Source organism: Paenibacillus sp. Soil750 (genome assembly GCF_001428045.1).
Lineage (GTDB): Bacteria > Bacillota > Bacilli > Paenibacillales > NBRC-103111 > Paenibacillus_E > Paenibacillus_E allorhizoplanae.
In genome coordinates this window covers 466,352-490,432 of sequence record NZ_LMSD01000001.1, presented here as the reverse complement: position 1 = coordinate 490,432, position 24,081 = coordinate 466,352, and the positions used below count along the sequence as shown (strand labels likewise).

Annotated in this window: 22 protein-coding genes and 1 pseudogene; 9 read left to right on the top strand and 14 right to left on the bottom strand. The window is 44.7% G+C overall.

What is annotated here, in order from left to right; all coding sequences use genetic code 11:
- Positions 1-45: 45 nt before the first annotated feature.
- From ASL11_RS02175 to sigI, 4 genes are all read right to left on the bottom strand, one after another.
- Positions 46-1,554 (bottom strand): leucyl aminopeptidase, encoded by a 1,509-nt coding sequence (locus ASL11_RS02175; protein WP_063795440.1) that lies wholly within the window; start codon positions 1,552-1,554, stop codon positions 46-48.
- 375 nt (positions 1,555-1,929) lie between these two features.
- Entirely contained in the window at positions 1,930-2,943 is a 1,014-nt protein-coding gene (locus ASL11_RS02170; protein WP_056609157.1) for an aldo/keto reductase, read from the bottom strand.
- A 182-nt stretch (positions 2,944-3,125) separates the two neighbouring features.
- A complete protein-coding gene (locus tag ASL11_RS02165; RefSeq protein ID WP_056609155.1) occupies positions 3,126-4,511 on the bottom strand; it encodes an anti-sigma-I factor RsgI family protein in 1,386 nt (461 codons plus the stop codon).
- A gap of 19 nt (positions 4,512-4,530) precedes the next feature.
- Positions 4,531-5,319, bottom strand: coding sequence for an RNA polymerase sigma factor SigI (gene sigI, locus ASL11_RS02160; RefSeq protein WP_056609152.1), 789 nt, complete (start codon positions 5,317-5,319; stop codon positions 4,531-4,533).
- Between the two features lie 253 nt (positions 5,320-5,572).
- On the opposite strand from sigI, the gene ASL11_RS02155 reads away from it, so the two are divergent.
- The gene (locus ASL11_RS02155) at positions 5,573-6,214 is read left to right on the top strand and encodes a helix-turn-helix domain-containing protein (RefSeq protein ID WP_056609151.1); all 642 of its coding nucleotides are present in this window, start codon (positions 5,573-5,575) and stop codon (positions 6,212-6,214) included.
- On the opposite strand, the gene ASL11_RS02150 is transcribed toward ASL11_RS02155, so the two are convergent.
- Entirely contained in the window at positions 6,185-6,814 is a 630-nt protein-coding gene (locus tag ASL11_RS02150; protein ID WP_056609149.1) for a hypothetical protein, read from the bottom strand. The two genes, ASL11_RS02155 and ASL11_RS02150, sit on opposite strands and share 30 nt — an antisense overlap.
- A 189-nt stretch (positions 6,815-7,003) precedes the next feature.
- Between ASL11_RS02150 and ASL11_RS02145 the strand changes: the two genes are divergently transcribed.
- A complete protein-coding gene (locus ASL11_RS02145; RefSeq protein WP_056609147.1) occupies positions 7,004-7,777 on the top strand; it encodes a LytR/AlgR family response regulator transcription factor in 774 nt (257 codons plus the stop codon).
- 111 nt (positions 7,778-7,888) lie between these two features.
- Here ASL11_RS02145 and ASL11_RS02140 read toward each other — a convergent pair whose 3' ends face one another.
- Complete coding sequence (locus ASL11_RS02140) at positions 7,889-8,311, bottom strand: hypothetical protein (protein ID WP_056609146.1); 423 nt, start codon at positions 8,309-8,311, stop codon at positions 7,889-7,891.
- A gap of 193 nt (positions 8,312-8,504) precedes the next feature.
- Between ASL11_RS02140 and ASL11_RS02135 the strand changes: the two genes are divergently transcribed.
- From ASL11_RS02135 to ASL11_RS02115, 6 genes and pseudogenes are all read left to right on the top strand, one after another.
- On the top strand, positions 8,505-8,717 hold the full coding sequence (locus ASL11_RS02135; RefSeq protein ID WP_056609144.1) for a KTSC domain-containing protein: 213 nt from the start codon (positions 8,505-8,507) through the stop codon (positions 8,715-8,717).
- Positions 8,718-8,892: 175 nt separating this feature from the next.
- The gene (locus ASL11_RS02130; RefSeq protein ID WP_056609141.1) at positions 8,893-9,456 is read left to right on the top strand and encodes a DUF4912 domain-containing protein; all 564 of its coding nucleotides are present in this window, start codon (positions 8,893-8,895) and stop codon (positions 9,454-9,456) included.
- Positions 9,453-10,202 (top strand): annotated as a pseudogene (locus ASL11_RS38095) (1,4-alpha-glucan branching protein domain-containing protein); the annotation flags it as partial. The gene ASL11_RS02130 and the pseudogene ASL11_RS38095, both read left to right, overlap by 4 nt.
- Before the next feature lie 114 nt (positions 10,203-10,316).
- On the top strand, positions 10,317-12,473 hold the full coding sequence (locus tag ASL11_RS02125; protein ID WP_235550342.1) for a 1,4-alpha-glucan branching protein domain-containing protein: 2,157 nt from the start codon (positions 10,317-10,319) through the stop codon (positions 12,471-12,473).
- A gap of 179 nt (positions 12,474-12,652) precedes the next feature.
- Positions 12,653-14,614, top strand: a complete 1,962-nt coding sequence (locus ASL11_RS02120) for a glycoside hydrolase family 15 protein (RefSeq protein WP_056609614.1) — start codon at positions 12,653-12,655, stop codon at positions 14,612-14,614.
- Between the two features lie 221 nt (positions 14,615-14,835).
- Complete coding sequence (locus ASL11_RS02115) at positions 14,836-15,132, top strand: hypothetical protein (protein WP_056609138.1); 297 nt, start codon at positions 14,836-14,838, stop codon at positions 15,130-15,132.
- Here the strand turns inward: ASL11_RS02115 and ASL11_RS02110 are convergent, their stop codons facing one another.
- Together ASL11_RS02110 and ASL11_RS02105 are read right to left on the bottom strand one after the other, a co-directional pair.
- Positions 15,133-15,441 (bottom strand): glycine cleavage system protein H, encoded by a 309-nt coding sequence (locus tag ASL11_RS02110; protein ID WP_056609136.1) that lies wholly within the window; start codon positions 15,439-15,441, stop codon positions 15,133-15,135.
- Positions 15,442-15,520: 79 nt separating this feature from the next.
- Entirely contained in the window at positions 15,521-16,069 is a 549-nt protein-coding gene (locus ASL11_RS02105) for a peroxiredoxin (protein ID WP_028554012.1), read from the bottom strand.
- A 135-nt stretch (positions 16,070-16,204) separates the two neighbouring features.
- Here ASL11_RS02105 and ASL11_RS02100 point away from each other — a divergent pair, with 135 nt between their 5' ends.
- Positions 16,205-16,720 (top strand): cyclic nucleotide-binding domain-containing protein, encoded by a 516-nt coding sequence (locus ASL11_RS02100; RefSeq protein ID WP_056609134.1) that lies wholly within the window; start codon positions 16,205-16,207, stop codon positions 16,718-16,720.
- An 83-nt stretch (positions 16,721-16,803) separates the two neighbouring features.
- On the opposite strand, the gene leuB is transcribed toward ASL11_RS02100, so the two are convergent.
- From leuB to ASL11_RS02070, 6 genes are all read right to left on the bottom strand, one after another.
- Entirely contained in the window at positions 16,804-17,883 is a 1,080-nt protein-coding gene (gene leuB, locus ASL11_RS02095) for a 3-isopropylmalate dehydrogenase (RefSeq protein ID WP_056609132.1), read from the bottom strand.
- Positions 17,884-18,032: 149 nt separating this feature from the next.
- Positions 18,033-19,151, bottom strand: coding sequence for a Ger(x)C family spore germination protein (locus ASL11_RS02090; RefSeq protein WP_056609129.1), 1,119 nt, complete (start codon positions 19,149-19,151; stop codon positions 18,033-18,035).
- Positions 19,148-20,251, bottom strand: a complete 1,104-nt coding sequence (locus ASL11_RS02085; RefSeq protein WP_056609127.1) for a GerAB/ArcD/ProY family transporter — start codon at positions 20,249-20,251, stop codon at positions 19,148-19,150. Before ASL11_RS02085 ends, ASL11_RS02090 begins: the two co-directional genes overlap by 4 nt.
- 31 nt (positions 20,252-20,282) lie before the next feature.
- Positions 20,283-21,401, bottom strand: coding sequence for a Ger(x)C family spore germination protein (locus ASL11_RS02080; protein WP_056609125.1), 1,119 nt, complete (start codon positions 21,399-21,401; stop codon positions 20,283-20,285).
- Positions 21,398-22,495 carry a GerAB/ArcD/ProY family transporter gene (locus tag ASL11_RS02075; protein WP_056609123.1) on the bottom strand — a complete coding sequence of 366 codons (1,098 nt, stop codon included), beginning with the start codon at positions 22,493-22,495 and terminating at the stop codon, positions 21,398-21,400. The genes ASL11_RS02080 and ASL11_RS02075 overlap by 4 nt, the downstream gene beginning before the upstream one ends.
- Positions 22,492-24,027 (bottom strand): spore germination protein, encoded by a 1,536-nt coding sequence (locus tag ASL11_RS02070; protein ID WP_056609121.1) that lies wholly within the window; start codon positions 24,025-24,027, stop codon positions 22,492-22,494. Before ASL11_RS02070 ends, ASL11_RS02075 begins: the two co-directional genes overlap by 4 nt.
- Between the last annotated feature and the right edge of the window lie 54 nt (positions 24,028-24,081).

The window sequence follows — 24,081 nt, the reverse complement described above, 5'->3', positions numbered from 1 at the left end:
GGTAGGAGAAGTCTCAGACGTGGGTGATTTTTCATTTGAAAAAGATTAAGTGAGCTGCTCGCTGCACAAATAGGCAGCTAACGTACGTACCATAACACCGGTTGCCCCTTTGGGCTCGATGCCTTTGGCCGACCAAAGCCAAGCTGTGCCACCGGTATCCAAATGGATCCATGGCGTTTCCTCAGCAAAGTATCCGATAAACAGACCAGCCGTAATCGCACCTGCCCAGCGGTCGGAGGAAGTCGCGTTTTTGATATCCGCTACATCACTTTTCAGCATCGCACGGTATTCCGGATAATTCGGAAGCTGCCATACTTTCTCACCAGCGGCTCCTGCTGCTTGCAGAAATGGCTTTATGAATTCATCGTCATTCGTAACGGCTCCTGTTGCAATATCTGCAAAGGAGATTAAAATTGCACCCGTTAATGTCGCTACGTCGATCAGTCGGTTCGCTCCTTGCGCTTTCGCGTAGGTGATTCCCTCTGCCAATATAATACGACCCTCTGCATCGGTATTCAGCACCTCCACGGAATGACCGCTGAGCATCGTTACGATATCCCCTGGGCGGTACGCGGTTCCAGACGTCATATTCTCTGCTGCGGGAATGACCACAACCAGATTCACTTTCGGTTTCAATTGACCGACGACGTGCAAAGCCCCGAGCAGTGTGGCGGCTCCGCCCATATCACTGATCATTTCTTCCATGCCGTCGGGCTTTTTCATCGAGATACCGCCAGTATCGAAGGTCACGCCCTTGCCGACGAGGCCAAGCACGTCGGCGCTATCTGGATCACCCGTGTAACGCAGGGTGATCATGCGGGGCGGGTGGACGCTGCCCGCGCCCACCGCGATGAGGCCGCCCATCCCGCGGGCGGCGATCTCGTGCTCATCCAGCACTTCTATGGCGAAGCCATAGTGCTGGGCGAGCTTGATGGCTTCCTCTGCGATGGAAGCCGGCACAAGCTTGTTGCCCGGGAGGTTCGTGAGATCCCGGGCATAGTTCGTACCCTCCGCAACCGCCTCTGCGGCTGCGATCGCACTTGCCAGAAGCGCTGCATCCGCAGCCGCTTCTGTGAGCAACACCGCCTGGCGCAGCTCCGCGCGCGCAGGCTCGTTCTTGCGGTACGCCTCGATGCGGTACGTACCGAGGAGCAGCCCTTCGGTCAGCGCCGAGGCAGCTGACCGGGTGTCGAAACCGCTTGGCAGCTTCAGCGCCAAGCGTTCGAACTGCAGCGCGAGTATCTTGCGCGCTGCAAAGACCGCGGCTGCACGCAGCGTATCGCGCGTGGTTGCGGGGCCGAGCCCCGCAACAAGCACGTACGCGTACGGCAGCAGCCCGTGGGTCGGCAGCGCCTCGAGCTCGCCTGAGGCGCCCGTGAATAGGCCCTTTGCACGCATGCGCTCAAGGGCCTGGTCAAGCTGCGGCTGGCCGAGGACGACGTCCTGGCGCAGCTCAGCTTCTGTGAGGCAGACGAGAATCGCGTCTGCCCCTGTTGTGTTATCTAGCAACGAGGTGTAAACCCCTGTTGTAACGTTCGTTATTTTTGTAAACATAGGAAGTTGTCCCTACCCTCATCTATATTTCTACTCTTACTTTATTCTTCCCACTAATCGCTCTCATCGTTATTCCTGTTTTTCGTATCTTGATTCCTATTCTGGTTGCCCCCGCCAATTAACTGGAAAAACTCCAGCTAATTCCTTCACTTCACACAGAAATATCCATTTAACTGGAAAAACTCCAGTTATTTTCCGCATATCTGCTGTTTTCAAGCCAAACTAGATAAAATTAGCTACATAAAATCCATCTATTCCTCTAAATCGATATATGTAGTCGCAATTAGAGGGACTTTTTCCAGTTATCGCCTGTACTGAGGAGCATTAGTCATGCAGCATCATTCCGGAGTCCCAGATAGCAGTAGCTAACTCCCCCTAATAAAACGAAGCAGCCTTCTGCACAACCGATGACATCGGTAGTTGGTACGGACACTTTGCTTCACATAGTGGGACCACTTTACAAGGATCATGGTCTGCACAGCTAGTTATTTTTTCCTGATGCCGCTTGAAAAATCCATCACCTTTCGGAAGCAAACCGAATTTCTCCCTAAACTTACTCGCGATCATCACGTCAGGGATCGGGATTTCCAGTGGACAAGAGCAATAATTACAACGTCTGCAATCGTGCTCACCTAACTCAAGTGCAAGCTGTTCTAGTTCACGGCGCTCCTCTGGGCCAACTTCTTTTCGCTGCGCCTCCAAATTCTCTTGCACTTCCTTGACGCTGACCATCCCTGAAATGGTCACATGCACATCTTGGCTATACGGATAGCGGATCGCCCGATCCACTGGTTGAATGAATCCACCTGATAAAGGCTTCATCGCTACTCGCATCAAATCCATCTCAGCCGCTTTGGGAATTAGCTCATCCAAGGCGAAGGGCTGTGCCAAGTTCAAATGAAATAATATTTGCGAGAATTGCCCTTTCGCAATCCATTTAACAAGTAGATCTGGACGATGTCCGGAAATGCCGATATATCGCACTTTCCCCTCTCGCTGAGCCTCTAATGCTGCCTCGTAGGCGCCACCGACTTCCATCGCTTTCTTGTATTCCGTTACATTATTCACATAGTGAATTTGTAGTAAATCAACATGATCGGTCTTCATACGTACCAGGCTTCGCTCAATTTCCGCTTTCGCTGTAGCATAATCGCGTGCTCCCGTTTTCGTTGCCAAGAAATAATCCTGTCTTCGATGCGAGATACACTCCCCGATAATTTCTTCGCTGTTCCTATAAGCTGCCGCAGTATCTATGTAATTAATGCCATGATCCAAAGCATAATTAAGCGCTTCTCTCGCTTGTTCCAAGGGTACGCTAGGCAAATTCATGGCGCCAAACCCTAGTGACGAAACTTTATAGCCTGACTTCCCAAATGTTGAATATTTCAACCTTATTCCCCCTCAGGTTTGCTGGTTCATTTTCAAATTATCTTGGACATTCTCATGCTCTCCCGCAAGAGCTTCCTTCTTCACTTCAATATTGTAATACAAGTCAGTTCTACTTTCCATGCTGTCCATTAGGTCGCTTACATGCAAAAACACCTGAGACAAATGCCTCAGGTGCTCTTCCTTTATCTTCTTCCCTCATTTTGATTACCATTGTCGTCCCGGTCATTGTTTCCCCAGCCCCAATTGACACCTGGGAATTTCCCGTTATCATCTTTCGATTGCTGGAATGGGTTTACCGTAGGTTTACTTGAAATTGTTGGTTTCACTGTAGGCTTCGCAGTTGCACTCGGTGTTGAAGTTGCCTTAGGAGTTGGTGTTGGCGTCGCCTTTGGTGTAGCCGTTGGTTTCTTCGTTACCGTTGGTTTCTTCCCATCGTCGTCATCATCCTTACGATCCGGCTTTGGGGTCGGTTTACGATCATCCTTATTATCGTTATCGTTCTTATCATTTCCGTTGTTCTTACCATTGTTATTATTATTATCGTTATTATTATTTCTACCGTTATTGTCATTCTTCGATGTTGGCGTCGGCGTCGGTTTCTTCGTCACTTTGCCCGGGGTATTATTCCCTGTGTTGTTACCTTTGCCATTGTTATTTTTACTGTTTTTGTCGTCATCTTTATTAGATGAATTATCTGCACCAGATTTGGCAACGGAAGTTTGCCCAGCTCGTTCACTGAGCTTGCCGGACTTCTCGTCAGCAAGTAATCTTTGCAAAGAAGACTTATCAATCGGCTTATCCGGTTTAACGAACGTTTGAATACCACCGTTGTCCTTCGCAAGTTGATGAATGGAAGTCGTTTTGATGTCATCTAGCGATACTTTCGCACCATTATCAATGGCATTTAGATAAATCGCATATTTACCTGCAGATACACCACTTGCTTTCGCTTCCTGCCTTACTTCTTGCGGGGCAGCGAAGGCTTGCACTTCATAGTTCTTCACTTGATCCGGATGACTGTCTTCGATGTGTTTATTGACTTGAGCTTTCAACTTCGTCGCAATCGCTTCGTCGTTGACCGTTGTTTTGGCCCCTACAACCGTTGAGGAAATAATAATATCTCCTTCGCCCTTCGCCAATGCCCCTTGCTCAGCTTTATCGAGAATATCAGACGTTACAGCCTCTAAAGATTTACCTTCAAACACTAAAGCTTGAATCAAATCCTCACCGTCTGTATTGAGTCCATGCAGGTCACGAACAATCTCATTGTTATCAATACCAATTTCAACACTTGGATTAATATCAATAGTTACGTACGCAACTACGCTATTGCCAGGCACGCCGCCTGACAAGGTTGTGACTAGAACGAAGCATACAACGATTGCAGCAGCTAATGCTGAAACGACAGCCATTTGCGGTACTTGTAACCGACGCTTCACTGGTGAGTAGAGAATCTCTTCACCTAACTCACAGTTGCGCGTCCCCCTTGGTAACTTATCAAAACGCCCCTTTGAATTCATTACAATAATGGAGCTTTCGCTTAATTCCATTACGATCCCCTTGTTCATGCGCTGTTCTTCCTTTCATTCAACTTTCTTCATCGCGAATATGTAAGTAATCCCGCAAATATGGGTATGGACCGTTAAAAATAAGTGCAATGGCAATGATGTACTTACGATTTCGTTCCAAAGTTTTTCTAGATACTTGAACTTGCTCGAGCAGCTCTTTAATTGGCAGCTGTCGTTTCGTCAACAGAGTGCGCATAAGCTCTGAATCCTGTGCAAGTGTACGGCCGATACCGAAAAGCATCTGCCTTGAGTCGTCATGCTTGGGGGAGGCATCCGTTAATTCCGAGAAATTAATGTCAAAATCACTTAAGCAGCGATTAAAATCAATAATTTCACTTCGCCTTTCTTCTAAACCCTTCTGCTTCTCATAGGCTTCGATGGCTTGATGAACCTCAATTGGATTCATTAAGTTATCTTCATCATCTTCTTGATCAAACGAGCTATAAGGGATTTGCCCTTTGAAGCGTTGCTCCTTACGAATAAAATCAATGAGCCTTCGCCTGATAACCGTCTCTGCGAAACCTAGAAAAGATCTTCCCATAACCGAAGAGTATTGATTAATAGCTTCATTAAAAGCCGCTAAGGCAATGCTAAATTCATCATCTCTTGCGGGATCAATAAATCTTTTGCAAAACCTGCTCGTTACTTTGGCTACGTAGGGCTGATAATCTGAAATAAATTGATTCCTTAGTCGTAGGTCTCCCTCTTGAATCTGATGTATAGTTACCTCAAGTGAAGAGGCTTGCGGTTCATTTTTTCCATGGGACTCACTCTTTCCCAGAAACTTTTTGAATAGTACCAGTAGCACCTTTCCACCTCACAGTATAGTAGTTTCGTCCTTGTATATAACAATTCGGGGGGTACGTATGATGAAATTTATAAATAATTTGCTGATTCATTATAACATAGATCTCTAAATGAGCACCTACTGGCAAATAAACCCTTGTTTACGGTTTCAATTGCTTTATCAATCCTTTATAATATTAAGAAAACCTCTATCACGATGCCCTCTCAGATGAGCAATGTTGAATAGAGGTGGTACGACAAGGGAGGTGTTTCATATGGAAGCAAGCAATAACTTCGGTAAGTTTCTTGAAACGTTACGAGGCAAAGCTTCATTGCGTAAAGCAGCTAATAAGAGCGGCCTATCTCATGCATATATTAGAGATTTGGAACTGGGTCGTAATCGAACGACCAATGATGTCATTAAACCTTCTCCTGAGACCTTGAGAAAGTTGGCACAAGCTTATCAATACCCGTATACGGATTTACTTAAAAAGGCAGGATATCTAGAAGAAACTTCCACGTGGTCGAAGCCAGCGCAAGCAAATCTGGATACCATCTGGTATGTGGAATTCGGAATCCAATCGATTATTTACTACTCAGAAGACGGCATGCGAGAAGAACAAGTTGAATCTCTCGTGGCTTTCACACACTTTATCGAAACATTAACAGAGCATCATTTTGTGAAAATGGATATGCATCTTTTCGTAAATCTGAACAAAGTAAAAAAGTATGCCTCCTCAGAAGGCAAACTTTATTTTGATACATATGAAAATGCACCCTTCATCATTGCCGCAGCAATACCACAGAAGAAGTATCATCAAACGATTCTTGATTATGTCGCTTTTAATAATGGGCACGCCTTAGAATCATTGGGTAGTCAATGTCCCTCATCTTTGAAAGCCAAGTTCTTTACTTAGCATGACATAGATGAAGAGAATCGTTGCCATACTCAATAGCTGAATGGGCATCACTACACTGAATACATTATCACTTAAAGCATGACGGTAGATCATGCCAACAATAACAACGATCATGTATAAATAGGCCCCGACATTTTCTCGATTGAATGGAATTCTCGTATAATGCGAAAGAAAGGTAAATCCTAATCTCCCCTTGTATAGCGTCATGAGGAATGTCAATTTGCCCAAAAAAATAAAGAAACCCGTCACATACGTAATGGTAAGATCGTTCTTGATCACGTTATAGGCTTCGTCTTGTGTGATATTGATGCAAACAATGACAGTCGTAGATATTAGGACTGGCATAATGTAGCCCGAAAGTGCTATGAGTAAAGCAGGTACAAACCGATATTTCCATACACACATAAGTAAGATACATATGATGCAAACCAATATTAAAGGCGAATTATTAATTAATGAGAGCAGTGAGCCTACCAGTACGGCTAGCGATATTTGTTTCCAATATGGCTTTATTCGAATCCGAAATAGCAACAAGGAGAATAAGAGCATGGGAACAAAATGAATAATGGCTAGTATCAATTTTACCCATGTGAACAATTGCGCTTTCCCTCATTTCTAAGCGACGAAATCATACGATAAGCAACTTGACAATTTCTATAATTACATTTAAAAGTATACAAGATATTTGTACTTTTGCATTCAAAGTGGACTAAGTTGGCTGTTATAGCGTATAAGATGACAAAAGTTTCTGCAATTGTCTAGAAAGGATTGGAGTGAGATCAGTAAATGAAGCATGGCTTTACAGTCGCCATCGTAGAAGATAATTACTGGGTAGGTCAATTACTTGAAAACTATTGTCAGCAATGTGGATTACAGGTCATTTCGATCGTATCGGATGGGGAACAATTTCTACGGGATTACGATAAGCTGCAGCCAGATATACTTCTCATGGATATTGGGCTTGAAGGTAAATTGGATGGCATCAGCGTTGTGCAAGCCTTACGACTATCAGGGTATCAAATGAAGGTCATTATGGTTAGTGGAACAACGAATACCGAGCATATCTTGACCGCCTTTCATGAGCTTGATTCCGTCTATTTTCTCTCCAAACCTGTTATGCTGCCGAAATTTCAAGCTGCCATCCGCAAAACGATTGCAGAAATCCAATTAGATCGAAGCCGTATTTCGGAAGAACCACAGCCTGCCTCCGCAACTTGGATTACCGTTAAAAATCAAAAATCACAACTCCCTATCTCCGAAGATGCCATACTCTTTGTGGAAAAGGAAGACAAGCGACTCTCCAGAATTCATCTGGTGAACGGGGCTCAAATGGAATCCAGTTCGAACTTATCGGATATTCTGGCTCAAAGCACACCCCATATGTTCAGCCCCTTCAAGGGCTATCTAGTGAATCTGCGACATGTCGTTTCGTTTGTGAAAGAAAGCGGGTTCCCCACTTCTCGGAGATTTGTCATTCACTTGAGGCATACCTCCGTCAAGATACCTCTCAGCCGTGATTTGCAGAAGGAATTCGCAAAGCTGCTGCAGGAAGTTAAATAAGGAAAACCTCCAGCTCTTCTCTGGCAATTGCTTCGAAAACAGCAAAATCCAGAAAATTAGCAGGAGGTTTCCCATTTCATACAGTAAATCGCCTCAGGATGACACCCACCTCTAAGAATTCTTAGAGGTCTTTTTATTTTTCAGCTTGTCGCGGCGTGCGCTAAGCATTTTTAATCGCTTCATAAGTTGCTCTTCCCATTCCTGATCCTCAATCGTTTTGGCGAATCCTAACAGATCTAACGCCATGTCAATTTGGCAGCGAACGATATCGAGCGGCTCTTCGCCTTCGTGATTTACACAGTTGTCGTGCAACAGATGATCTTTGCCATCTACGTATTCAATAAAATCGACTTCAACAGCACCATCCCCATGGGCATATTCAGCGAGGATTTCATATTCATTCTCCACCAGATAGTGAACCTCAATATGGTGACATACCGGGCAGAAGAGGATGGGCACATTGTGAATTTGTGTACGTATGTGCTTCAAAGTACCTTTTGTTCCAATCATACTGGCTCCACAGCAAAAACTCATGGGAATTCCCTCCTAATCGTCGAACCCGGATTAATTTAATATATTCGTTACAAATGTGTGAAATTCCTTTTTCATAAGTGAGCTAGCTTATGCCAAATCATTCTAAATGTGTTTGAATAAGCATAATGATAGTAATGATCGATCCATTACGTGTTTTCCGAATTCTTAAGATGAAGGGGAGAGCGGCGTGAACATGATTCCGAGTGTTTCCAGACAGATAGCCTTTGTGCAGTATGACGATCAATCCTCCAGCATGACAGTTCAGTATCATACCGGATTCAGAGCCTCCTACACCAATGTAAAACAAGATGAGTATCTCTTGATTTTCACGTCGGCGAATCGATATGATTCTCTCATGAGACTTACGGAGAGTAGGTACATGGAAGAAAACATTTCTACCAAGTAAGTCACAGGATCCCCTTTACCCTCGGCCAATCATGATGAGCAACCGCAAGTGGTACACAAGCAATCTCCCCCCTTTCTTATGGGGTGGAGATTTTTGGTTTATATGGCGCATATGCTACAATAAAACATAGGATTAACACAATTGTTCCTTCTTACAACATAAGCAAGCAGAAAAGGTGAGTCTGATCTCTATTCAAGCACGCCCCTTTGCCCTTGATCGCGATACCCTTTATTTACTGGTACAATCCCCATCTGTCCAGTTTATTTATTGGCAGCTTTCTTCCAGTAAGCAGATGTTACTGAAAGAACATTTCCAGAAGGACTGGCGCTCTTTATCTCCTACACTACGGTTTCACGAAGTCGTTGATCCATCTCCCACGTCCTTCAGCAAGCTGCAGCAACCCGTAGATCGGGTCTCAGAGCTTATGCTTCCCCCTGGAGATTCTTGCTTTCTCAGTGGGTTAGCCTCCGGTCAATCGTATTGTGCAAGACTAGGTATCCGGAATGAGCAAGGATATTTCCTTCCGCTTCTGCATTCTAATATCATTCAAATCCCAGCGACAAGCCTGCCTAGCGATCATCATCCAGTCGAAACTGATCATCCTTTCATTTACCAGCTAACGTCTCTTCTATTACCGCAAGTAACGCCTGATGAACATGCGTATTTCTCGGCCTATTCGGTGTATGTCCCGAAGAACACTTACCTTGTAGATATGGAATCTGGAGGCGATACTGATTGAGCACTAACGTACAAGGCTATGTTGCTTTGCTCTTGCATGCCCATATCCCTTATGTTCGCCATCATGCATCTGACATTACGTTAGAAGAACGCTGGTTTTTCGAAGCGGTTGTCGATACGTACTTGCCTCTCATAGACATGATGGAAAAACTTATAGAAGATGAAGTGCCATTCGGACTTACCTTGTCATTGTCTCCACCTCTGCTTGCCATGCTAGAAGATTCCCGCATGCATCTGCGGCTTCGCAAGCACCTCTCCTCGCTTTGCGAGTTGGGACAGCGTGAAGTCATTCGCCTATGGGGGGATGAAGCCTTCGGCCCGCTGGCTAAGCTGTACGCGGATCGGTATCACCGGCTCAGCCTCCTGTACGATCGGCTCCACGGCGATCTCATTGCCAAGTTCCGCAGCCTTAGCAGCACAGGATGCTTAGAATTAATTACCTGCGCCGCGACACATGCGTTTTTACCCTTGGTAAAGAACGATAGTACGCTGCGTGCGCAACTTGAGTCGGCGGTACAGGAATTCCGCCGGCATTTCGGAGTCGCGCCTGCAGGCATCTGGCTGCCAGAGTGCGGCTATTCGCCTGCGCTTGAGCCACACCTGCAAGCGTTAGATCTACGTTACTTCATCGTAGATACACATGCGCACACTTTAGCCCGCCGCGACGGCGACCCTGACAAGGACATCGCAGGTCTGCCCCTGCGCACGCCTGGCGGCGCCTGTGCGTTCGCCCGGGATCCCGAGTCCGGCGCCCATGTCTGGAGCGCCGAGGTCGGGTACCCCGGCGACCCCGATTATCGCGAATATTATCGCGATATCGGGCATGACCTCGGCCGCGAAGACGGGGCCGAGTGGGCGTACTTGAAGCCCTATGTGCTGCCGGACGGCGCACGCATCAACACGGGCTTCAAGTACTACAGCGTCACCGGCGATGGTGACGCCAAAGTGCCCTACAACCCGGCGCGTGCCGCTCAGAAAGCTCAGCAGCATGCTGAGCATTTCATCGCTAGCCGGGTGGCGCAGGTGCGCCGCCTCGCGGAGCGGCGCCTGGCGTTAGGCGCAGAGGCTGCGTCTGCGCCTCAAGAGCCCTATGTCATCGTATGCCCTTACGATGCCGAACTGCTTGGGCACTGGTGGTACGAAGGCCACCAGTGGCTCGAAGCCGTCCTGCGCGGCCTTGCCGCGCGCAGTGATGAAAGCGTAGTCGTGCAGACGACTACGCTCGGCGGCTACGCCGCCGCCCATGCGCCGACCACCGAAGCTACGCTTCCGGTGTCGAGCTGGGGCCGCGGCGGCTATGCCGAGGTCTGGCTGCAGCCGCGCAGCCAGTGGGTTACGCCGCGGCTGCACGCGGCGGAGGACCGCATGGTGCTGGCTGCGCAGAAGCACCAGGATCCAGCAGCGCTCAACAGCCTGCAGCTGCGGGCGTTGAACCAAGCGGCGCGGGAGCTGATGCTCGCGCAGAGCAGCGACTGGACGTTTATTCTGGATGCGGATACGGTCACCTCCTACGCGACGAAGCGCATCGAAACGCATTTATCCCAGTTCCATAACCTTATGAATACATTAGACAATGTCGGATCTGACAAAGAGCTAGCCACGCTGGTGCATGCTTTGGAACGAAAGACACCTTTCTTACCTGAGCTTCATTATCGACTTTTTCAGCCATCTTCCTTTGAACCTACTCTTCTACGCGCCCCATCCCGTGTAGATACTGTAATCCTTTTAAACGAAGTTGCCGTTGCCTCGAACAACGAGGCGACCCAACAGAGCCATCCGTCCAAGCTACGTATTCTCATGCTCGCTTGGGAATACCCGCCACATGTCATTGGCGGACTGGCAAGAGCGGTTTGCGATTTATCCAGAGGGCTTGCTGCCGATGGCCATTCTGTTCATGTCATCACCTGTCAGTCTCCAGAGTGTCTGTCTTATGAAGTTTCTGAGGGGGTCCATATTCATAGAGCGGAAGTTATCCCTACAACAGACTCCTTACACTTCCTAGATCGCGTATTCCAAATGAATATGGCGTTCACGGATCTCATGTTGGGCATTTTACGACAGGGCCTCGTATTCGATCTGGTGCATGCGCATGACTGGCTAGTTTACTACACAGCACATGTCGCCAAGCATCAAGTTGGCCTCCCGCTTCTAGCAACGATTCACGCTACGGAAACAGGACGTAATCTTGGAAAACTCGAGTCACCGCTTCAAAAGCGGATTCATACCATAGAAGGAAAATTAACAGAAGCGGCCGATCATCTCATCGTTTGCAGTCTATCCATGCAGCAGGAAATGAAGGCGCTCTTTCATATTCCTATTCACCAAATATCTGTAATTCCAAACAGTGTTTCTCCCTTGCTTATACCAGATCCAGCGTTATTTATGATGAATCCACTGCTTGCTAACGCTATTTCCCCTAGCGAGATGCCGCAGCGCGTTCTTGCTTTTCTAGGCCGTCTTGTGCATGAAAAAGGCGTACACACCCTTTTGGCCGCGATGCCGCAAGTACTCGTTCAATATCCAGAAGCCAAACTCGTCATCGCTGGAATGGGGCCTGAGCGCGATTCGTTAGAGGAACTCGCTCTTAGCCTTGGAGATCGGGTAAGCTTCACAGGATTTCTGGATGAGGCTGACAAAAGCTTGCTTTTACAAAGGGCAGAAATTTGTATTTTCCCAAGCCTCTACGAACCCTTCGGATTAGTCGCATTAGAAGCGATGGCCAGCGGAACGCCACTCATCGTTTCAGATACAGGAGGCCTGGCGGAGATCGTCAGACACGGGGTTAACGGATGTACATGTCCTCCAGGCGACAGGGATGCTTTAGCTGCACAAATCATTAAGCTTTTGGACCAACCGCAGTATGCATCTAAGCTTGCTGCTACTGCCTTACGTACTGTTCACAGTGAATATAACTGGAAGAAAATTGGATCTTTAACAACTCACGTTTACGAGGCAGTGATTTCGAATCTGGCAGCTTCAACCAGTCATTCCCCACATCAAAAGGAAATAATCAAGTAATTTGGATATCCGTACCAAATGAAAGCGTGACCAGTAAGAATTTTCAGTTTTTTTTCAAAGAATCATTGATTCCTTTGTCAGAATTAGGTAACCTAATTGCAAGACTTGTGCTCCATCGTTCAGTCCTCTTGGCCTGATCTGAATGCGCGATCAAACAAATGAGTGGGGAAGTGATTGTATTGCCAAGACATCTGGTCATCGGAAATGGAAAATTCCTTATTAACCTCGATCAGCATTCCTACATGCGGGATCTGTACTATCCTTTCGTAGGCCAGCTTAACCATATTGGCGGTTATCAGTGCCGTGTTGGTGTTTGGGTAGATGGCGACTTCGCATGGCTGAATGCCCCTGAGTGGCAATTCAAGCTTGCGTATGTGGAGGATTCCCTCGTCACAGAAGTGACAGCTACACATCCCGGCCTCGGTGTTACTCTGCTTATGAATGACGGTGTTCACCAGCGTGAGGATATTTATTTGAAACGAATTCATATTACCAATCATACGAATACGGTTCGTGAAGTACGTATGTTCTTCAACCAGGATCTGCTCATTAATGAGACAGAGGTTGGCGATACAGCCGCTTACTACCCTTCTACGAATACCGTCTTTCATTATAAAAAGGATCGTTACTTCATGTTTAATGGAAGTACTGGCACAGAAGGAATATTCCAATATTCTACCGGTGTCAAAAGGTTCTATAACGCTGAAGGCACATGGCGCGATGCGGAAGATGGCCATCTCATGGGCAATGCTATTGCACAGGGGTCGGTCGATAGTACGATCTCTTTCCGACTGTTCGTCCCACCTAACGGAAATCAAACGCTCTACTATTGGATGGGCGCAGGCAAGAATCTCGAAGAAGTTAAGAAACTCGACTCATACGTTAAAGACAGCCACCCAGGCAAGCTGCTTGACCGTGTGACGGTGTACTGGCAGCGTTGGGCGAACAAAATCGATCGTGACTACTTCGATCTCACACCTGAAGTGCAGCGCCTCTTCAAACAAAGCTTGTTACTCGTCCGCACGCAAACCGATGTGAACGGAGCTATTATTGCCGCGAATGATTCTGACATCATGCAGAGCAACCGTGATCATTACAGCTACATGTGGCCGCGCGATGGTGCGTTAATCGCTTATTCGATGTCCATGGCTGGCTACCAAGGTATGATTATTCCGTTCTTTAACTTCTGTGCGAATGTACTGTCACCAGAAGGTTACTTGCATCATAAATACAATCCAGACGGTACCGTAGGATCCAGCTGGCATCCTTATATTCATTCCGGTCGCGTACAGCTTCCGATTCAGGAAGATGAGACAGCACTTGTGTTATTTGCTTTGTGGCAGGATTTCCAGAAAAATGGAAGTTTGGAATTTGCTCAATCTTTGTATCGCAATCTCATTCGCAGAGCGGCGAGATTCATGTCCACTTACATTGATCAAGAACTGAATCTACCGAAGCCGAGCTACGATCTGTGGGAAGAACGCTACGGAATCTATACCTTCACGGCATCTGCTGTGTACGGGGGATTAATCGCAGCTTCGAACTTCAGCAACTTGTTTGGAGATGAGGAGCGCAGCAATCGCTACAAGCATACCGCGGAGAAAATTAAATCCGGTATCCTGAAGCATTTGTGGGACGAAGGTGAACAACGATTCGTTCGCGGCTTGTATATGGAAGACGGCCAGTGGGTGAAAGATATGACGTTGGAAAGCTCCGTGTACGGTATCTTTGAATTTGGCGTTCTGCCTGCTGATGATCCACGTGTCGTAAGCACGATGTTAGCTAACAAAGAAGGTCTCATGATCAAAACCGAAGTCGGCGGCTCCGCCCGTTATCATCATGATTATTACTTCCAACGCTCCACCGATATTGAGAAAGTGCCGGGCAATCCTTGGATCATTTGTACCCTCTGGATCGCAGAATGGGAAATCGAGTATGCCAAAACGGTTGCTGACCTCGAGGCTCCGCGCAAAACGCTCGAGTGGGTCGTCAAACATGCCATGGAAAGTGGTGTGTTGTCTGAGCAATTGGATCCTTTCTCTGGCGAGCCGGTATCTGTTGCTCCACTTACTTGGTCGCATGCGACCTATGTGCTGACTGTGGTCAAATATCTCAACAAATATAAGCAACTCGTAAAATAAACGGCTACGTCGTCCTTACAGACGAGTGCGTTTATCCAAAAATATAGCCGACTTATCATGTGAAACATATAAATTCTATATTTCGAATAAGGCAAGTCAAGCCGTTCTCTTCGAGGACGGTTTTTTCATTGGGGGCTGTCTATTCTTATTGGAATATTGTGTGGTACGATAGCTTGTAGATAGTGGTATAGTTACAATTATCTTCTGTAGGAGGTATACTCATGGGGAGTATCATCACGCTTATCGTATTTGCTCCTGTTATTCTGTTCCTTGTTATTGGTATACTTCCTAATTCTCGCAACAAAAATCGCCCAAAAGGCCGACGTGATACTAATGACTCTAGTGGCTTTGCCACCTATGATTCCATGGATTCCTCTTCTCACAAGAGTCATCACCATAATCATCACCACCACGGTGGGCATAGTGACCATGGTAGTCACGGTAATTCCCACGATAGCAGCGGGGATAGCGGTGGGGGAGATTCTGGCGGTGGTGATGGAGGTGGGGGCGGCGATTAATCAGTCACCCAATACGACTCGGAATAACCAGCCTTTCTCATACGGCGACTCATAAAGGATTCCAGTTGCCCGCTCGATTAATATGTTCACAGCGATCACTTCACCTGTTACAGGAGCAAATAAATCGTGCTCTTCTACTGCTGTTTCTAGGGAACTCATGAACGCATCCTTCGTTAATTGCACACCTTTTTCTGGCAGTTCGATGTACAGAATCATGCCCCATTTTTCTAATGCATGCTCGGTAAGCCCGATTACCGCCTCATTGCCTTCTTGACGTATCCAAAACAACTCTTCTGTTATAACATCCATGACACGATCTCCTTAGAAAGAAAGACCCCTCCGCCCGCATTCGCATGCTAACCGAGGGGCCCTCCTATGTAGTTAAAACTTATTTAACAACCAAGTTTTTGTCGCCTGGTTTCCAGTTCATTGGGCACAATCCGCCGGATTGAAGCGCTTGAAGCACACGAAGTGTTTCTTCTACGCTGCGGCCTACGTCGTTGTGGTTAACAACTTCGTATTTCAATTCGCCTTCTGGATCGATGATGAATAGACCGCGAAGTGCGATACCTTCTTCTTCGATTAGAACGCCATAGTCACGTGCTACGGATTTCGTAATGTCAGCAGCAAGAGGGAAGGCCAATTTGCCAAGACCATTATCGTTAACCGGTGTGTTGATCCACGCTTTGTGTGTGTGGATGCTGTCGATGGAAACACCAAGAATTTCAGTGTCCAAAGCTTTGAATTGATCAGCAGCATAGCTAAGTGCTGTGATTTCAGTCGGACATACGAATGTGAAGTCCAATGGGTAGAAGAAAAGAACTAACCATTTTCCTTTGTAATCGGACAAAGATGCTTTACCAAATGCTGTACCGTCACCTGTAGCTGTCTCCATTGTAAAATCAGGAGCTTGTTTACCAACTAAACGTTCTGCCATGGGTATAATTCCTCCTCAAAATCTATCTAAATTCTATATTATCCGTATAAAATGGTATCATCCCCCTACTTGAAAGTCAATAATTAGATCGTATATTAGATAATAATTATTTTAATCCATGGAGGCTTAACTGTTGTGAACGCATTCATTCCTTTGCATACGTTTTTGGATAGTTTGCTCCCTCTCACAGAGAACCAAAAGAAGCGTTTCTCGAGCTTAATTACGACCACAACGTTGACTAAAGGTGACCATTTGCTTCGAGCTGGCGATTCACTTTCTTATTTATATTTTTGCTTATCAGGCTGTTTTCGCCTTTATTACAGCACCTATGATGGCAAGGAACGCATTAAGTCTTTTTGTACAGCTAATGACTTCATCACTTCTTATACTGCCTTGCTGACAGGCAAAGCGCTGCGTTACCAACTAGAAGCAACGAAGGTTAAGGTATTCGAAATCATCCCGCCACTCGTCAGCACGGAGATGACCGCAGGTCCGGGTAAAGGGAAGATTTCGCCTGATCAGCTCGCCCTTGAATTCGTAAGGAGCTTTGAGCGAGATCGTTATGAGATTCTGATTGGCAAAATAAAGCTGCTGCACTTGATCCAGCGGATCTCCCCATCCCTAGCGGATAAGCTTCTCAAGAATGGTTAGTTGATCCGGCACCTCAGCCTGATATAAAAAAGCTCGCATTTCCGAAGCAGATTTGCTTCGAAAGTGCGAGCTTTTTTGTATAATTATTTGCGCATTGCGTCAACAATCAATTGACCCATTGCCAGCGTACCGATCGCTGTGCTCTTATCCACTGCAATGTCGCCTGTGCGGTGACCAGCGTCTAAGACTTCTTTCACAGCGCGCTCGATGGAATCCGCAGCTTCGTGGTAACCGAAAGTCAAACGGAACATCAATGCAACGGAAAGGATTGTTGCGATTGGGTTGGAAATACCTTGACCTGCGATATCAGGTGCAGAACCGTGTACCGGCTCGTACAAGCCGAATGCACCTTCGCCAAGGGAAGCGGATGCTAGCATCCCGATGGAGCCTGTAAGCATCGCTGCTTCGTCGCTCAAGATGTCGCCGAACATGTTCTCTGTTACGATAACATCAAAGCTGGACGGACGGCGAAGCAATTGCATCGCACAGTTATCAACCAATACGTGCTCAAGCTCAACATCTGGGTAGTCAACCGCGATACGGTTAACCGTTTCACGCCATAGGCGGGATGTTTCAAGAACGTTCGCTTTGTCAACGGAAGCAAGCTTCTTACGACGCGTTTGCGCAATTTCAAACGCTTGACGCGCGATACGCTCGATTTCAGTTACGTTATATGCACAAGTGTCAACCGCTTCTTGCCCGTTAGCTGTTTCACGACGGAATTTCTCACCGAAGTAAATACCACCAGTCAACTCACGAACAACGATCAAATCTGTACCTTCAAGAACTTCTGGTTTCAATGTGGAAGCTTCTTTCAAGCAGTCGAAGATGAACGCAGGACGGATGTTAGAGAACAATCCAAGCGCTTTACGAATACCTAGAAGACCTGTTTCAGGACGAAGCTCTTTGGAATTATTGTCCCATTTCGGACCACCAACTGCTCCAAGAAGTACAGCATCTGCGGATTGACAAACTTTCAATGTTTCTTCCGGAAGTGGTGTACCTTTCTCATCGATTGCAATACCGCCGAAAAGCGCGTGCTCTGTTTCAAATTGATATCCGAATAATTCTTCCGTACGTTTCAATACTTTTTCTGCTTCTGCAACGACTTCTGGACCAATACCGTCCCCAGCGATTACCGCAATTTTTTTAACATCAGCCATGACAATCATTCACTCCTTATTTTAGCAAACCTAGTTCGTTAGTATTCCTATCGTTATATCCTGACCTCATTGTACCATAAGGAGACTCTCTTCTTTAGATATAAAATCTATTGCGTTTATAGGTTTCACCTATTAACATTTATCAATGACTATTCTAGGACTCCAATACTTTTGATGATCACTTTAGGTGAAATATTGACTGTTGCATCAGATAACGCTTTTCCCCAATTATCCTCTATCTTCTTCCAGTCTTTATAGTGGAATGCACGTACATGAACGCCAAACTGAAAAGGATCTAATTGGTATTTTTGAGCTTTCTTGATTAGTGCCGCGCATTCTTTTTGTAACTCGATTTCAATGGCTTGTTCCAATTGTTTTTTCTTCTCATCTACGTCTAAAGGAAACAACCGTTCTGTCAAATCGATCTGAGCCTTCATCTCGATATCAATCGTCAAATGATTACCTTCGAATTTTGCCTTGATTTTAGGCTTTCCTTTCTTGATATTGATACTGACAATGGATATTTCTTTGTTCGTATGAAATATTTCAGGAGGAATTTGAAACGTTAACGGAATGATATTTTTTGCATTGCCCTGCAATAAGTTAAGCAGAGAACTCTCTTGATGATTCAAAGAGGTCGCGTAAGTACCGTCTTTATGTAGAAGAACAGTACCTGAAATGACGAGTTCATTTTTCATAGGTTTCATTTCAGTTAATGCAGGCGTCATTCCTTTATCCTTTATTTGTTGATGAAATTGTTGTAATGAGGTTTGCACGGTGACTCTGCTCTTATAAGTGCTTTCTACAAGATCTTTGATCACGGTGGCAATTCGTCCTTTGTCACTCATGTTCGTATACATCACATCTTTAACTGTCCCTTCAACCACAATCACATTCGCATTAATCTCATTGCGGGAATCACGGAAGAGAACATCTAAATAGGGATATGGGTTTCTTTGCTGCAGCAGTTTTTTTCCTATGAGAACATTTTGCGATTTTCCGTAAGCCAGGATGCCACTGGTCTTACTGTTAATTTGCCCTTTTGATTTGCGCATCGTATTAGACCTTGCGAATGTGATTTTATATCGATCCTTGGCTTCTTTCGTGAAAACAGGAGTTGACGTGTACACGACAAGCTTATTATTCTCATCAAAATCAATTGCCTCTGTAAGAACAAACTGTTGATTCTCTATATAGACGGCTTTACCGCACCCTGATACGATCATTAAAACGACCAATGTCAACGAAATAGGTTTGAATTTCTTCATGATTTCGCTTCCTTTCTCATGAAATAATGAAAAATCCATCCATACATCCAAAGAAAAATTGGTAATACGTAAGCACAATATATCCCTATTATCCCCCAGGCTTGGCCCATTTGAGTGATTTGGGAAGAAGTAGGGATAAAGAAGAATGACGATAAGACCCATAGGAATAGGAGTATGCGTAAACCATTTCGATGATCTTGCTTGCCTAATAATTGACTAATTCCGAGAGTGGCCGCGTAGAGATACGGAATTATCGTCATAAATATAATAAACAAATAAAAGCTCAGGCAGATGATCTCCAGCCGTTCTATAAAAGGCAATTGGATCACCTTCAATAAATTAAGCACGGGATAAACGTAATCCGTGACCTCAGTCGGAGAGAATCTAATAAAACAGACGATTGTCGTTACTAGATACACAATCATTGTTAATGAATTGGCAATCACAATTCCCTTGGAAGCTGTTTTCTTGTCCTTAAGAAAAGGATAAAGAATGAAAGCAAGTTCAAATCCAAGGAAAGAATAAATGGTTGATTTTACGGCAGACAGAATGGGATACACGCCAACTTTCCCTATTGGAAAAAGGTACATCCATTGGATATCTTTGAGTGCAAATAGCAATAAGAAAGGTAACCACAAAGTGATAAATAAAACAAGCTCAGCGAAGAGTCCAATCATCCTTATCCCATGCTTCGTAATGATATAGATGGGGATGGTAAAAAGGATCATTAAGATGACGTTTCGTGAATCCTGAACGATCCATATTTTCATGATATGAATAGTTGAATACATAACGCTACTTGCTCCACCTACGACAACCAGAATCCATACTACCGTTAAGCCTTTACCCACCCACTTACCAAAGTATGTAGTTAAAAGTTCGAATATGGTATGCTCGGGATTCTTCTTCATAATTCGAATGATGACTAAGCTTAGCAGCGTGGACACCATCCAGCCTAATATGATTGATATCCATCCGTCGGTACCTGCCCTTTTAGCCAAATCGCTTGGCAGAGATAGGAGCCCAATCCCCACTTGGGTTTCAAAAATAATCAAGATATATTGTATCAAGGAGATTTGATTGAACGAATATTTGTTCATGGTTAATCTTCCCCTTTTCGTTTGTTTTGCTTTATTCGGAAACACCAGTACTTTTAATAGTAACATGCGGTGAAACATTTACAGTTGCTTTAGATAGTGCTTTTGGCCAGTTACCCTCTACCTTTTTCCAGTTTTTATAATCATGTGCTCTCACATATATACCAAACCCAAAGGGAGCCACTTCATGCTTTTGAGCTTTCTTGATGACATCCTGGCACTCCTTTTTTAGTTCATCTTCAACCGCTTGTTCCAGCTGTTTGCTCTGTTTCTCCATGTCTAAAGTAAACATGCGTTCCATTAAATCAATCTGAACCTTCATCAGGATATCGATAGTAAGATGATTTTCTTCAAATTTTGATTTAAAGTTAACATTTACTTTGTTAATATTGAAGCTCACATAAGACAATTCTTCTTCCGAATGAAATATTTCAGGAGAAATATGAAACGTTAGCGGTATGGGATTATTCGTATTTCGCTGCAACAATAGTAATAACGAACTTTCTTGATTGTTCAAAGAAGTCGCATAGGTACCATCTTTATGTAAAAGAGTGGTCCCTGAAACAATAAGATCATCCTTCTCTACTCTCATTTCCGATATACTTGGCGTTATTGCATTATCCATCATTTCCTGATGGAATTTCTGGAGGGTTGTCAGCACTGAAATTCTGCCTTTATATGTACTTTCAATCAATTGTTTGATCACGATACCCAATTGGCCTTTATCACGCATATTTGCATACATAACCTCTTTTACAGGCCCATCAACCACTATCATATTGGCATTAATTTCATTTTTAGGATCGCGAAAGAAGACATCTAAGTAGGGTAATACATTGGTTTGCTGCAGCAGTTTTTTTCCTATAAGAATACTTTGCAACTTGCCTGGCCCAAAACTGCCGTTTATTTGCGACTCGAGTTGTTTCTTACCAATACGCATCGTTTCCGCAGTTGTCGAAGTGATTTTATATTTATCCTTTGCTTCTCTACTGAAGACAGGACTAGCAGTGTAGATGACCAATTTCTTATCTTCATCAAAATCGATCCCCTCAGCAACCATAAAACGTTGATTCTCGATATATACTTCCTTACCGCACCCCGTTAAACATAATAAGCCTACCCCAGTTAAAAGAATGCTCCTCCATTTCATCATTGCTTATGTTCCTTTCTAGCAGGATGGAACAGCAATCCGTAGATCCATAGAAAAATGGGAAGCATATAAGCGACATAAGTACCTGCTATCCCCCACGATTTGCCCATATCATTTATTTGAGAAGCAGAAGGGAGATAAAAGAAGGGTAAGATGAGCCAGAGGCACATGACGACTCGTAACATAGTTCGATGATCCTCCATACCGACTAATTGACTTGCACCAAGAACAGCTGCATATAGATAGGGAATGATCGTCATAAACAGCGTAAACAAATACACGGAAAGAAAGATGATTTCCAACCTCTCTAAAAATGGCAATTGAATGAGCTTCAGTAAGTTTAGCGTAGGATAGATGTAATCATTGATCTCATCTGGGGAAAATCTAACAAAACTGACTACTGTTACCATAATGAATATAATCATGGATAGAGAGTTTGCAATTATAATCCCTTTGGAAGCTGACTTCTTGTCCTTTAGAAACGGATATAGGATGAAAGCCATTTCAAACCCGAGGAAAGAAAGAATTGTTGATTTCACAGTGGACAGAATGGGAAACAAGCCTTCTTTACCAATTGGAAGAAGAAACTGCCAATGGGTATCTTTTAATGCATACAATAACAAGAAAGGCATCCACATGGAGACAAGGAGAACGAGCTCAGCAAAGAGTCCGATCACCCTAATTCCATGCTTCGTGATGATATAGATGGGTATAATGAGCAGGAGCATTAAGATAAATTCCCGCATTCCAGGTACTATCCAAAGCTTTACGAGATAGACTGTTGAAAACATAACCACACTTGCTGCATATGCCGCATATAGAATCCAAAGAACAGATACACCATTCCCCACCCACTTCCCAAAGTATTGAGATAAAAGTTCGAACACCGTTGATTCAGGGTTCTTATTCATAATTTGAATGATGATTAAACTTACTAGCGTAGACAAAATCCAACCCAATATAATAGATATCCATCCATCCGTACCCACAGCTTTAGCTAAATCACGAGGAAGGGATAAGACGCCTATCCCAACTTGCGTTTCAAATATGATTAAAATGTATTGGATCAAAGAAATCTGATTAAACGCATATTTCATACTTGATCTTCACCTTCTCTGTTTGCACCCTGTCTTATAAGTTGAGTTGGATTAGTCGAGACTGGGCGCTTTTTCATTTTCCACATCGGGAGTCGAATCCATACGTCTTTCCAATCAGTCAGTCGGATCGGAGCAATTGGACTTCCATAGGAGATACCAAACGATTCCATTGAAATAAGTAGTGCACCTATAATCATCAACCCAATTACAATTCCCACCATACCGAACACAGCGGCCAGAAGCATCATTGGAAAACGAAGCAACCGCAGCGAGGAGGACATATCATAATCAGGGATAATAAAGGAGGAAATTGCCGTGATAGCAACGATGATAACCATAATATTACTCACAATTCCCGCTTGCACGGCCGCCTGACCAATGACAATACCTCCGACAACACCTATCGTTTGTCCGATAGGGCCCGGTAGACGCAAACCTGCTTCCCTTAACATCTCTAGGGCCAGTTCCATAAGAAACGCTTCAACAATTGGAGGAAAAGGTACCTTTGCTCTGGATTCCCCAATCGATATCAACAGGGCTAAAGGAAGTACTTCATAATGAAACGAAACAATGGCTATATATATCGCCGATAAAGAGATTGTTGTAATTAAGGCTAGAAAGCGCAATAAACGCAGGAAAGTGGCTATGAGCCAACGATTGCTGTAATCATCCACACTTTGAAAGAACGCCGAAAAGGTTACAGGAGCCACGATTACGCTGGGGGAGTGGTCGACAACGAGAACTATTCTTCCTTGCAAAATATGGGCTGCAGCCGCATCGGGACGTTCCGTCATAATTAACTGCGGAAACAAACTTATTGGATGATCTTCAATATACTCCGCTAATTCTCCCGTATTCAAAATGGCATCCACATTAATTTGTGATAATCGATCTTCCATTTCCTTCACAATATTAGGTTGTGTTACATCTTCGAGATACATGATAGACACTTTCGTATTCCCACGAGAACCGATGCTATATTCTTTTATTTTAAGTTCGCGATTAGGAAGATAGCGCCTGATCATAGCAATATTCTGCCCTGAAGTCTCGACGAACCCTTGATGCGATCCCTTTAGTGTCGATTCGATTTGCGGCTCTTTAATTGCTCTTTGAGGCCAGCCTTGTGTATGTAAAATAAGTGAACGCTTCTGCCCCTCAATAATTAGGACGCTTTTACCTTCAAAAATCGCGCTTTCACCATCTGCCCATAAGGTGATCATTTCTGTTTTTGCAATCGTAATGGAAGAGTTCCAAATATCGTCAATCGACTCGAGTTCATACATAAGCGGATATAAGACGTTATTATTGATCGCTGATTTATCAATGAGCCCTTCCAAATAGACAAGAACGGCATTGTCCCCCGTTCTTAATTGAAACCGACGTGTAACAAGATCTGGAGCAAATGTAAAAAATGTTTGCAAGGTAGTAAGGTCATTTTCAATAACTCCTGTAATCGTTTGATGTAGAGGAACGGATGATTGCTTACTTGGATTTGAATTCGTTCCTTTTAACCATCTCCGAATCGATACCATCTTTGCACCACCATTCCTCAATCACATGTACAGCATATTTTCCCACTTTTAGGT

Bases quoted from the DNA above. Each gene is read 5' to 3' on its own strand.
- ASL11_RS02165 (WP_056609155.1), bottom strand. From the start codon at position 4,511: ATGAACAAGGGGATCGTAATGGAATTAAGCGAAAGCTCCATTATTGTA.
- ASL11_RS02085 (WP_056609127.1), bottom strand. From the start codon at position 20,251: ATGAACAAATATTCGTTCAATCAAATCTCCTTGATACAATATATCTTG.
- ASL11_RS02075 (WP_056609123.1), bottom strand. From the start codon at position 22,495: ATGAAATATGCGTTTAATCAGATTTCTTTGATCCAATACATTTTAATC.
- ASL11_RS02105 (WP_028554012.1), bottom strand. From the start codon at position 16,069: ATGGCAGAACGTTTAGTTGGTAAACAAGCTCCTGATTTTACAATGGAG.
- leuB (WP_056609132.1), bottom strand. From the start codon at position 17,883: ATGGCTGATGTTAAAAAAATTGCGGTAATCGCTGGGGACGGTATTGGT.
- ASL11_RS02115 (WP_056609138.1), top strand. From the start codon at position 14,836: ATGGGGAGTATCATCACGCTTATCGTATTTGCTCCTGTTATTCTGTTC.
- ASL11_RS02135 (WP_056609144.1), top strand. From the start codon at position 8,505: ATGATTCCGAGTGTTTCCAGACAGATAGCCTTTGTGCAGTATGACGAT.
- ASL11_RS02070 (WP_056609121.1), bottom strand. From the start codon at position 24,027: ATGGTATCGATTCGGAGATGGTTAAAAGGAACGAATTCAAATCCAAGT.
- ASL11_RS02140 (WP_056609146.1), bottom strand. From the start codon at position 8,311: ATGAGTTTTTGCTGTGGAGCCAGTATGATTGGAACAAAAGGTACTTTG.
- ASL11_RS02175 (WP_063795440.1), bottom strand. From the start codon at position 1,554: ATGTTTACAAAAATAACGAACGTTACAACAGGGGTTTACACCTCGTTG.
- ASL11_RS02145 (WP_056609147.1), top strand. From the start codon at position 7,004: ATGAAGCATGGCTTTACAGTCGCCATCGTAGAAGATAATTACTGGGTA.
- ASL11_RS02080 (WP_056609125.1), bottom strand. From the start codon at position 21,401: ATGATGAAATGGAGGAGCATTCTTTTAACTGGGGTAGGCTTATTATGT.
- ASL11_RS02155 (WP_056609151.1), top strand. From the start codon at position 5,573: ATGGAAGCAAGCAATAACTTCGGTAAGTTTCTTGAAACGTTACGAGGC.
- ASL11_RS02110 (WP_056609136.1), bottom strand. From the start codon at position 15,441: ATGGATGTTATAACAGAAGAGTTGTTTTGGATACGTCAAGAAGGCAAT.
- ASL11_RS02090 (WP_056609129.1), bottom strand. From the start codon at position 19,151: ATGAAGAAATTCAAACCTATTTCGTTGACATTGGTCGTTTTAATGATC.